The sequence below is a fragment of the uncultured Lacinutrix sp. genome, assembly GCF_947500325.1.
Classification (GTDB): domain Bacteria; phylum Bacteroidota; class Bacteroidia; order Flavobacteriales; family Flavobacteriaceae; genus Lacinutrix.
The window spans coordinates 37,900-49,610 of sequence record NZ_CANMRQ010000025.1; the positions used below are offsets into that span (position 1 = coordinate 37,900).

The 11,711-nt window shown below is 30.4% G+C and carries 8 protein-coding genes and 1 pseudogene; 8 read left to right on the plus strand and 1 reads right to left on the minus strand.

Translation table 11 applies throughout. From position 1 onward, the window contains the following. Window positions 1-12 precede the first annotated feature (12 nt). The 4 genes from Q0997_RS18300 to Q0997_RS18315 are packed head-to-tail and all read left to right on the plus strand — an operon-like array spanning window position 13 to window position 3,471. Entirely contained in the window at window positions 13-1,428 is a 1,416-nt protein-coding gene (locus tag Q0997_RS18300; RefSeq protein WP_299891628.1) for an HD domain-containing protein, read from the plus strand. 1 nt (window position 1,429) lies between these two features. Next, complete coding sequence (locus tag Q0997_RS18305; protein ID WP_299891630.1) at window positions 1,430-1,882, plus strand: GNAT family N-acetyltransferase; 453 nt, start codon at window positions 1,430-1,432, stop codon at window positions 1,880-1,882. Continuing rightward, a complete protein-coding gene (locus tag Q0997_RS18310) occupies window positions 1,883-2,917 on the plus strand; it encodes a heme A synthase (RefSeq protein ID WP_299891633.1) in 1,035 nt (344 codons plus the stop codon). Between the two features lie 38 nt (window positions 2,918-2,955). Then, window positions 2,956-3,471 carry a hypothetical protein gene (locus Q0997_RS18315; protein WP_299891636.1) on the plus strand — a complete coding sequence of 172 codons (516 nt, stop codon included), beginning with the start codon at window positions 2,956-2,958 and terminating at the stop codon, window positions 3,469-3,471. Window positions 3,472-3,477: 6 nt separating this feature from the next. Here Q0997_RS18315 and Q0997_RS18320 read toward each other — a convergent pair whose 3' ends face one another. After that, window positions 3,478-4,536, minus strand: a complete 1,059-nt coding sequence (locus Q0997_RS18320) for a hypothetical protein (RefSeq protein ID WP_299891638.1) — start codon at window positions 4,534-4,536, stop codon at window positions 3,478-3,480. Between the two features lie 104 nt (window positions 4,537-4,640). Here Q0997_RS18320 and Q0997_RS18325 point away from each other — a divergent pair, with 104 nt between their 5' ends. From Q0997_RS18325 to Q0997_RS18340, 4 genes and pseudogenes are all read left to right on the plus strand, one after another. Next, on the plus strand, window positions 4,641-5,540 hold the full coding sequence (locus Q0997_RS18325) for an ABC transporter ATP-binding protein (RefSeq protein ID WP_299891641.1): 900 nt from the start codon (window positions 4,641-4,643) through the stop codon (window positions 5,538-5,540). 54 nt (window positions 5,541-5,594) lie between these two features. Then, window positions 5,595-6,431, plus strand: a complete 837-nt coding sequence (locus tag Q0997_RS18330; protein WP_299891643.1) for an ABC transporter permease — start codon at window positions 5,595-5,597, stop codon at window positions 6,429-6,431. Between the two features lie 81 nt (window positions 6,432-6,512). Next, window positions 6,513-9,842: a T9SS type B sorting domain-containing protein gene (locus Q0997_RS18335; RefSeq protein ID WP_299891646.1), complete on the plus strand. Its 3,330-nt coding sequence runs from the start codon at window positions 6,513-6,515 to the stop codon at window positions 9,840-9,842. Between the two features lie 55 nt (window positions 9,843-9,897). After that, window positions 9,898-11,711 (plus strand): annotated as a pseudogene (locus tag Q0997_RS18340) (hypothetical protein); the annotation flags it as partial.

Consider the following 11,711-nt stretch of genomic DNA (forward strand, 5'->3'; position numbering starts at 1 on the left):
TTGATATAAACAATGAATCACAAAGAAGCACTTTCACATAATATATTCAAAATCATTTCTAAATCTGCAGCCGAGTTAAAACTAGACTGCTATGTTATTGGTGGTTTTGTACGAGATTTTTTATTACAACGCGGTGATGCTAAAGATATAGATATAGTTGCTATTGGCAGTGGCATAGCTTTAGCAAAAAAAGTTGCAAAAAACTTACCTAATAAACCTAACGTACAAGTTTTTAAAACCTATGGAACTGCTATGTTACGTTATGATGACATAGAGGTTGAATTTGTTGGAGCGCGTAAAGAATCTTATAATGAAGATAGTAGAAATCCTATTGTAGAGAATGGCACACTAAAAGACGACCAGAATCGTCGTGATTTTAGTATTAATGCTTTAGCTTTAGATTTATCTGAAGCCAATTTCGGGAATTTACTAGACCCATTTAATGGTGTTACAGATTTAAAAAATAAAATTATTCGTACGCCATTAAATCCAGACATAACTTATAGTGATGACCCATTACGTATGATGAGAGCTATTCGTTTTGCAACACAATTAGATTTTATAATTGAAAAAGACTCTCTAGACGCAATTACAAGAAATAATGACCGTATTAAAATAATTACTAATGAGCGTATTGTTGTCGAACTCAATAAGATTTTAGGAAGCAAAACACCGTCTATTGGCTTTTTACTTCTAGAAAAAACAGGGTTATTAAAGCATATATTACCAGAACTTACTGCTTTAAAAGGTATTGATGAAATTGAAGGGCAAAAACATAAAGACAACTTCTATCATACACTTGAAGTTGTAGATAATATTTCTAAACATACTGATGATGTTTGGTTACGTTGGGCTGCATTACTTCATGATATTGGAAAAGCACCAACTAAAAAGTTTTCTAAAAAAGTAGGTTGGACATTTCATGCTCACGAATTTGAAGGCTCTAAAATGGTGTATCATTTATTTAAACGCTTAAAAATGCCTTTAAATGAAAAAATGAAGTTTGTTCAAAAACTTGTTTTTATGAGTTCTCGCCCTATTGTATTAGCTCAAGATATAGTAACAGATTCTGCTGTTCGCCGTTTAGTTTTCGATGCAGGTGATTATGTAGACGATTTAATGACGCTTTGTGAGGCAGATATTACAACTAAAAACCCAAAAAAATTTAATAAATATCATAACAATTTTAAAATTGTTAGAGAAAAAATAATTGAAGTCGAAGCTAAAGACCATGTTCGTAATTTTCAACCACCAGTGTCTGGTGAAGAAATTATGAATACCTTCAATTTAAAACCTTCAAAAGAAATTGGCATTATTAAAGAAGCAATAAAAGAAGCTATTTTAGAAGGTGAAATTCCTAATGAACATGAAGCTGCTTTTCAGTTAATGATAGAAAAAGGAAAAGCTTTAGGATTAAAAATGGAGTAATATGTTAAAAATAGTTAGAACTGACTCTAATAACATAGATTTTGTAAATCTTGTAAAAGATTTAGATCGCTATTTAAAAACTACAGATGGTGATGAACATGATTTTTATAATCAGTTTAATAATATTGATGTATTAAAGCATGTTATTATTGCCTATATAGATTCTAATCCTGTTGGATGTGGCGCTTTTAAAACTTTTAATGATAATACAATCGAAATTAAACGCATGTATACCAAACCAGAATTTCGCAGTCAAGGTATAGCAGGAAAGATTTTACAAGCATTAGAACATTGGGCTAACGAAATAGGATATACCTTTTCTATTTTAGAAACTGGTAAACGCCAATTAGAAGCTGTTCAATTTTATAAAAAATGTGATTATAAAATTATTTCTAATTACGGGCAATACACCAATATGAAAAATAGTCTTTGTTTTAAAAAAATATTAAGCTAGATGAAAAAACACTTTAGAACCATTGCCAAAATTTCACTTTTCTTTGTCTATTTAATTGTTATAGCAGGTGCTGTTGTTCGTATGACAGGTTCTGGAATGGGTTGTCCAGATTGGCCAAAGTGTTTTGGTTATTACATACCACCGAGTGATGTTGTAGATATCGAGTTTAAAACTAATCATGACTACAAAGAAGGTATTATTATTGTCCATAATAAAGAGCTTTTAGTTGCAAAAAATGATTTTAAATCTTCAGAGGATTTAGATGTAACAAATTGGACTAAATATACAAAACATGATTATGCAGAATATAATCCAACCCATACCTGGATAGAATATATAAATAGATTAGCAAGTGTTTTAGCTGGTATTCCAATACTTATTATGGTAATACTTTCATTTTGGTTTTTTAAACGTAACAAATGGATTACCATCTCATCTATACTAGTCCTATTAGCAATGGCATTTCAAGCTTGGCTAGGCAAAACCGTTGTAGACTCTAATTTGGCACCTTATAAAATCACTATTCATATGGTAATGGCTTTGGTAATTATCGCCTTTATTTTATATATCATTTTTGCATCAAAAAACAGTTTTAAAAACCAAAAAACAGATAAAAGCTTTAAACTTTTTTTATTGATTGCTATTGGCTTAACACTTATTCAAATTATAATAGGTACTCAAGTAAGACAATATGTAGATGAACAAGTTAAAGCTGTTGGTTATATTGAAGAGCTTTGGTTGGCAAATCCTACACTTCAGTTTTATATTCATAGAACATTCTCTATTCTTGTTTTTCTACTCAATGCTTGGCTATATTTAAAAAACAAAAAAATGAATTTAGGGTTTAATAAAATGAATTTAGTAATGCTATGTATTATTTTAGAAGTTATTACTGGTATTGCCATGTATTATTTTGACTTCCCGTTTTTGTCACAACCATTACATTTAGTGATTGGAACTATATTAATAGGAATTCAATTTTACGTATATTTAGAAAACCAAAAAGATTTTATCCATAATCTTAAAAACAACTAAGAAGACATTGTATCTTTGCAGACCAAAAAAACAGGTTTATGATTTATAGATTTAGAGTCATTCTTGACAATGATACCGAAGAAGACATCTTTCGCGACTTAGAAATAAGAGAGACAGATACTATGGAAGATTTGCATAATATTATTACGCAATCTTTTGGTTTTGATGGTAGTGAAATGGCTTCATTTTATTTAAGTGATGACGAATGGAATCAAGGTGAGGAAATCTCATTATTTGATATGAGTGAAGGCATGAACCAAGTACGCCTAATGAATGAAACATCATTAGATGATACTGTTCACGAAGCGCAGACAAAACTAATTTACGTTTACGATTTTTTAAATATGTGGACTTTTTATGTTGAATTAGCTGAAATTGCTGAAGAAAATGAAGGTGTAGATTACCCAAATTTAATGTTTGTTCAAGGACAAGTACCAGATAGCGCTCCAGAAAAAGTTTTTGAAACTGAAAAAGATGGCGATACTAATGAATTTGATGACGATTATAATATTGACGATTATGATAATCTAGATTTTAATGAAAATTGGAATTAGAATAATTTAAAAATCCTTAGTATTTACATTTTCATAATTACGTTTAACATAAGCTAAAGCATTTTTTAAAATAGCTCCCATATTTTTACTACGCTTAAATTTTAAATCTAAAGTATAATCGTAAATTTTAGATTTTAATAAATTAATATGTGCTTCATTAGAAATAGAATCGTTTATCATACAATTTAATAACTCTTCAATTCTATCATTGTAACTTATCATTCGTTTAGCTACTATAGAGCGTTCTTCAATTTTATATTGATCTATTGATTCTTTCTGAAATTTTTCTGACACTAATTGTACCATCGTAAGATTTTCTTTAAAAAATTGAGGTCTGTAGACATTGAATTTTCCTTCATAAGATTGCTGATCAAAATCTATTGCTCTAATTTTATAAACCACATGATCAAAATCATGTGTGGGCACTATTACATAATTATAAGAGCGCATATCACCAAGAAGTCTAATCATACAACGTTCATTAAACTTCACAAACTCTTTTGCTATTTGAGATTTCTCAGGCTCAGTACATTTTGGCAGCATATTACTAATAAATTCATCTCCAGGAATACCAGCAATATGCTCTTCTATTAACGTGTCTTTACACACCATAAAATTAAGATTATATGGCGATAACATATGTTCTAATTCAAGACCATAAATACGAGAAGCATCAGCTTTTTTAACATAGAAATAAGTATAATTATCATTAAGAACATTTCTAATTTTCACTCTAAAAGGCTTGGAGTTTCCAAAAGTGCAATAATCTACAGCATCAACATTTAAAAAAGATAAGGTTTTCTCATTTCCGTCACTATGTAATTTAGTATAGACGCGTTTTAAGCTTAAATCTATTTCCTCTCTATCAAACTCACTGTAGTATACACGAATCCAAAGCGTATCTTTATCATTTTTATCATACACAGTAACCGAACCTTGAAACCTAAGCAAATCATCATACAAAATAGAGATACGAATATTTCTATTATATTCACTTAAATAATGATTAAGTCTTTTCTTTACTGGATAAGATGGTTTTTTCTTAGAAATTTTTAAATCGTCCATAGCATAATATGATTAATCAAATTTAAAACTTTATTATTATAAGATGTAACAAATATTAGTATACATCGTCTTACTTTTAAACCAATCAAAAAACTTCATTTTCAATGGATACCATTTTAACGATTAATAATCTTACAAAAAAGTATGGCTATTTAACAGCTGTAAAGGACTTATCATTCACTATAGAAAAAGGAAATGTTTATGGCATTTTAGGACCAAACGGAAGTGGTAAATCTACAACCTTAGGTATTGTTTTAAATGTTGTAAATAGGACTCATGGCGATTTTAAATGGTTTGACGGTAATACAACTACACATGATGCTTTAAAAAAAGTAGGTGCAATTATAGAGCGACCTAATTTCTACCCTTACATGACAGCTTACAAAAACTTAAAGTTAGTTTGCAAAATTAAAGGCATAGATGATAGCAAGATTGATGAAAAACTTGAAATTGTAGGTCTAATAGATCGTAAAGACAGTAAGTTTAAAACATTTTCTTTAGGAATGAAGCAACGTTTAGCAATTGCATCTGCACTATTAAACGATCCTGAAATTTTAATTTTAGATGAGCCAACTAACGGGCTAGATCCTCAAGGAATACACCAAATTAGAGCAATTATTAAAGACATTGCAAGCCAAGGCACAACTATACTATTAGCATCTCACCTATTAGATGAAGTAGAAAAAGTATGTTCACATGTTGTTGTACTTAGAAAAGGAGAAAAACTATATTCTGGACGTGTTGATGAAATGATTTCTAGTAATGGTTTTTTTGAATTAAAAAGTGATGATATTGTTGGATTAAAATCATTCTTAGAGTCACATCCTTCAATTGAGCGTGTTACAGAAAATGATGGGCTAACAACAGCATTTTTAAAAGAAACGGTATCAGCAGCAGATTTTAACAAGCAAGCTTTTAATAAAGGGATTTCGTTATCTCATTTAGTAATGCGAAAAGAAAGTTTAGAAGAACAATTTCTTCAACTTACAGATAACAACGAATAATCAATCATCAAAAAAAACTATTTCTGATTTTTTTCAGTATAAAACCAACCAAACATGTTACGACTTTTAAATATAGAATTTATAAAATTATGGAATAATAGAGCTAGTAAAGTACTTATTTTAGCCTATTTTATTCTACTTACCGGTATAGCTCTTTTTGCATCAATTAAATTTAATTTTGGTTTTTTCAAGTTCCATGCTGCAGAAATGGGAATTTTTAACTTTCCATATATCTGGCATTTTAATACTTATATTGCTGCTTCAATAAAATTCTTTTTAGCCATTGTTATAGTTTCTATGATGGCTAATGAATATAGTAATAAAACTATAAAACAGAATTTAATAGATGGCTTAAGCAAGAAAGAATTTATAGCTTCAAAATTTATTACTGTAACAGTATTTGCTCTAATTTCTACTATTTTTATTTTTTTAGTGTCACTAATATTAGGCTACTCTTTTTCAAGTATTACAGAATCATATCATGTCTTTTCAGACCTAGAATATCTATTAGCATTCTTTGTTAAATTAGTGGGGTTTTTCTCAATGTGTTTATTTTTAGGGATTTTAATAAAACGTTCTGCTTTTGCTTTAGGCTTCTTACTCGTTTGGTATATTATAGAAAAAATTGCTTACGGTTTAATTAGATTTCAAATAGATGCTACAAAAGACCATTGGGAATCTATTACACAATGGTTTCCATTAGAGTCAATGTCAAATCTTATTATGGAACCTTTTTCACGTTTGGGAGCAGTAAAAGAGATAGCGAATCAAGTTGGCGAGCAATTTAATTTTGATTACAGTTTACATTGGTACCAAATAGGTATTGTTTTAGTATGGACCACATTATTTATACTTGGCTCTTATCGCTTACTCTTAAAGCGTGATCTATAAGCTCTAAACTATTATTTTAACATATAAATGTTATAAAAAGTATAGTAATTATAATATCTTTGAAAGCTTTTGCTTAAACGAATGAAAAAGATAATTACTATACTTTTATGCTTTCTATGCTCTGCTATTAATGCACAGCAAGAAGCTTCAAATTGGTATTTTGGAGATAACGCAGGTATTTCTTTTGATCTTAATGGTAATATCACGGCCTTAAATGACGGACAACTAGCTACAGATGAGGGCTGTACAAGTATTTCAGACAGTAACGGCAACTTATTGTTCTATACAGATGGCAGAACCGTATGGAATAGCCTACACCAAACCATGTCTAATGCTAACGAATCTCCTTTTAGTAATCGTTTATTTGGAGATGCATCTAGTACTCAATCTGCCATTATTATACCTAAACCAAATGACCCAAACATATATTATATTTTTACTGTAGATACACCATCATTAGACGGTGAAGATTTAGGCTTTCATTTCTCTGAAGTCGACATGACACTCAATGGCGGTTTAGGAGATGTTACAGCTTTAAAAAATCAACAGTTATTATCTAATACGTCTGAGAAATTAAGTGCAGTATTAAAAGATTGCAATTCTCAATCTATTTGGGTTATAACTTTTGCTGATGAAAATTTTGGTGAAAGTAATAATTCTTTTTACGCATACGAAGTCACAGATACTGGTGTAAACACAACACCTGTAGTATCCAATATTGGTTTACAAATTAATGAAACTAGAGGCTATTTAAAGTTCTCTCCAGATGGTACAAAATTAGCTGCGGCTAATATTACTTCCGGATTATATCTCTTCGACTTTGATACTACAACTGGAATAGTAAGTAACCCAAATGCAATAAATATTAATTTTTCTACTAATGAAGGTAGTCAAAACCCTTATGGTATAGAATTCTCTCCAAATAATGAGTTATTATATGTATCGACTTATAGACAAGCCGGTCAAGGAGATTTTAATAATCCAAATGCACAATACGGAGCGTTATTACAATATAATCTTCAAGCTGTAAATATTAGTGCTAGTGAGATAGTTATAGACCAAAGACAAACTTACCGTAGTGGATTACAATTGGGGCCAAATGGCAAAATATATAGAGCCATGAGTAATACATATAATAATGGTTCTCCATTTTTATCAGTAATTAACAACCCAAATATTGCTGGTACTGGATGTAATTATCAAAATAATGCGGTGCAACTTACTTCTAATTCAAGACAAGGTTTACCGCCTTTTATCACCTCTTTCTTTACTGAAAACATTGATATCATACAAAATGGCATAGACACCACATCATTAAACCTATGCATAGGTGATCTATACACGCTTATGTCTGATAATATAGCTAATGCCACTTATTCTTGGACCTTAGATGGCAACCCATTAACAGAAACTGATTTTGATTTAGATATTAGTGGACCTGGTTTTTATGAAGTACTTATAGAACTTAATGATGGTAATTGTGGTTTCTTAAGAGGTGAAGCAAATGTATCTTATTTTGAATATCCTATTGCTAATCAACCTTCAAACATATTAGTTTGCGACGATAATAATGATGGCATTTCTAATTTTAATTTTACAGAACAGACTAATAGCGTTTTAGACACTCAAAACCCATTAAATTTTGAAGTAAAATACTTTAGAAGTATGGATGATGCAACATCTCAAATTAATGAAATTATTGGAGATTTTCAAAACACAACTAATCCACAAACCATATATGCTAGAGCGCAAAGTATAGGAAATAATAACTGTTATGATATTACTTCCTTTGAGGTTTATATTTATAATACGCCGCAAATTACAAGTAATATAAATTTAGAAACTTGTGATGTTGACGCTAATCCAATGGATGGTATTACTTCTATTGATTTATCAAATTTTAATGCTACTGTTATAGGAAATCAAAATGCTGCACAATATACCGTGACATATCATCCAACTCTAGTCGATGCTGAAGCTGGGCAAAACGGTCTTCCTAATAACTATACAAACCAAACAGCTTTTAATGAGAATGTTTTTGTTAGAATTGAAAATAATAACAATACAAATTGCTATAACACAGAAGAAGTTATAATCAATATTAATCCCATTCCCGAAGCTTTTGATGTAGATATATACCAATGCGACAACGAGAATACAGTAGATGGTTTTACAACTTTTAATTTAACAGAAGTTAATGAAGCTATTACAGGAAATGCTGCAGATAGAATAGTACAATTTTACTTGACTCAAAATAATGCACAGAATGATATTGCTCCAATAAATGGAATGTCTTACAACAATACCTTAAATCCACAAACCATTTATGTAAGAGTCACTAACACCATTACTGGTTGTTTTAATACAAGTGCTTTATTATTAGAAGTGAGTGACACCCAAATTAGTGATTACAGTGCTCCTGAAGTTTGCGATGAATTAAACTCTGAAGATGGAATTCATGCTTTTAATCTTAATGATTTTTCTAATGCTATTTTAAATGGATTGCCTGCAGGTTTAAATATAGAATATTATGAAACATATAATGAAGCACTCATAGAGCAAAATCCACTCTCTTCTCCATATGAAAATACTATACCTTACTCGCAAACTATATATGTACGAGTAGAAAATGATAATGCTTGTTACGGAATTAATGAAGTACAACTTACTATCAATCCTTTACCTTCTTTAGAAGACGATGAAACAATATTATATTGTTTAAATGATTTTCCTCAAACCATAACTTTAGAAAGTGGCACCAATGAAAATAATCCAAATATATATGATTATACTTGGTCTAATGGTGAAACCACAGAATCTATAGAAGTAAATACTCCTGGTAATTATACTGTAACAGCTATAAATGCTACAACAGGTTGTAATAAATCTAGGACCATAATTGTAGAGCCTTCAAACATAGCTACAATTGAAGATATAAGTATTATAGATGGAAGTATTAATAATAATCAAATTTCTATTGTTATATCTGGTGAAGGAGAATATCAATATGCTTTAACTAATCAAGATGGTGACTCAACACCTTTTCAATCTAATTCTACTTTTACAGGAATTCCACCAGGAATTTATACTGTTATAGTTAAAGACATAAAAAATAATTGTGGAAGTATTACGAAATTAATATCCGTAATAGGTTTTCCTTTGTATTTCACTCCTAATAATGATACCATTAATGATACCTGGCAAGTTTATGGAGTTTCTGCCCAATTTCAACGCAACTCAATAATTCATATCTTTGACCGCTTTGGTAAACTTATAACAACACTAGATCCAGCAGGAAAAGGTTGGGATGGAACATTTAATGGAAATGTAATGCCAGCAAGCGATTACTGGTTCTCTGTAACTTTAGAAGATGGTCGCATATATAAAAATCACTTTACTTTAAAAAGATAAAATTCAAATGATGATAAAACCTACGCTTAAATTTTTAATAATTTTCTGTGTCTTAATGTTTTCTAACTATAGCTTTGCTCAGTTACCCAATGACTGCGCTAATGCTATAACTGTTTGTGGAGATTCTGACATTGTTTTAGATGTTAATGGAACTGGTATAACTAATGAATTTCCTAACTCTTGCGGTAGTAATGAAAATAATAGTTTATGGCTAGAGGTTACTGTAGTTAACAATGGTACTTTAGCTTTTACTCTTACACCTAGTAGTGCTGCTATTAGTGAAGACTATGATTTTTTTGTTTTTGGTCCTAACCCTACTTGTGGTAGTTTAGGTAGTGCTATTAGATGTAATACAACAAATCCACAAGCTGCAGGCCAAGGCAATAATCTTACTGGAATGAATAATACTATTGCTGCTGCATCTGGTTCTCAACCAACGGGTGGACCTGGAGCTGCAGGAAATAGTTTTGTAACTGAAATAAATGCATTAGCTGGAGAAACATACTTTGTTGTAATCGACAGGCCTATTGGTAATAGTCCTTTTAGTTTAGAATGGACAGGAACTGCTCAATTTTCAGATGCTCCTGTTAGTGCTTTCCCAGATTTTGACCCTAATCAAACCTTAAATTTAACTGAATGTGATGCTGTTGCCCCTTTTACTGATGGCTTTACCGAATTTGATTTAGAAGTAAATACTCCTTTAATAATTGGTACTCAAACTAATGTTAGTCTTGCTTATTACGCTTCTGAAAGTGATGCAAACATTGAAGTTAATAACTTAACAAGCCCTTATACTAATACAGCAAATCCTCAAATAATATATACTAGACTTACTGATACTAGTACTGGATGTTTTACAATAGTTCAGTTTCAATTATTTGTTAATACGCAACCACCCATAACTACACCTAATAATTTAGTAGTTTGTGATGATGTATTAAATGATGGTATTGCTCAATTTGATTTAGAATCTCAAACTGCTGCAATTCTTGGCACTCAAAATCCTGCGGATTTCACAGTAACTTATCACAACTCTTTAGCTGATGCAAATAATGGAATTAACAATTTAACGAGTCCATATACAAATACTACAGATCCTGAAACCATTTTTGTTAGAATGGAAAGCACTACAAATGCTGCCTGTGTTGCAACTACACAGTTTGATTTAATTGTAGATCCTATTCCTATCATTAATGCACCATCAAACATAGAAGTTTGCGATGATGATTTAAATGATCAAATAGAACTTTTTGATTTAGAATCTCAAACAACTACTATTCTTGGTACGCAAAATCCTGCAGATTTTACAGTAACATATCATACATCTTCAACAGATGCAGATTCTGGCAATAACGCTTTAACTAGCCCATATCAAAACATTTCAAACCCAGAACAAATCTTTATTCGAATTACTCCTAATACAGGCAATACATCTTGTCATAATTTTTCTACAATACCTTTTGACTTAATTGTTAATACATTACCAACTATAACAACTATTCCTGATTATGGAGAATGCGATGTGGATAGTGATGGTTTTACTCAGTTCGATTTAACGACTCAAGACAATAATTTAATCAATGGACAAGCAAATATTATTGTAAATTATTTTGAAAATATAACTGATGCCAATGCAAACATAAATGCTATTCCAAATCCAACAACATATACTAATACCGTTACAAATACACAAACTATTTTTGTAAACTTATTAAATACATTAACCAATTGTTCTAGCACAACCTCTTTTAATATTATTGCAAATGCACAACCTTTAATAACAACCATTTCCGATTACGGTGTTTGTGATAATGCAACAGATGGAGATGACACCAACGGTTTTACAGAGTTTGATTTAACAACTCAAGA

Bases quoted from the DNA above. Each gene is read 5' to 3' on its own strand.
- Q0997_RS18300 (WP_299891628.1), top strand. From the start codon at position 13: ATGAATCACAAAGAAGCACTTTCACATAATATATTCAAAATCATTTCT.
- Q0997_RS18305 (WP_299891630.1), top strand. From the start codon at position 1,430: ATGTTAAAAATAGTTAGAACTGACTCTAATAACATAGATTTTGTAAAT.
- Q0997_RS18310 (WP_299891633.1), top strand. From the start codon at position 1,883: ATGAAAAAACACTTTAGAACCATTGCCAAAATTTCACTTTTCTTTGTC.
- Q0997_RS18315 (WP_299891636.1), top strand. From the start codon at position 2,956: ATGATTTATAGATTTAGAGTCATTCTTGACAATGATACCGAAGAAGAC.
- Q0997_RS18320 (WP_299891638.1), bottom strand. From the start codon at position 4,536: ATGGACGATTTAAAAATTTCTAAGAAAAAACCATCTTATCCAGTAAAG.
- Q0997_RS18325 (WP_299891641.1), top strand. From the start codon at position 4,641: ATGGATACCATTTTAACGATTAATAATCTTACAAAAAAGTATGGCTAT.
- Q0997_RS18330 (WP_299891643.1), top strand. From the start codon at position 5,595: ATGTTACGACTTTTAAATATAGAATTTATAAAATTATGGAATAATAGA.
- Q0997_RS18335 (WP_299891646.1), top strand. From the start codon at position 6,513: ATGAAAAAGATAATTACTATACTTTTATGCTTTCTATGCTCTGCTATT.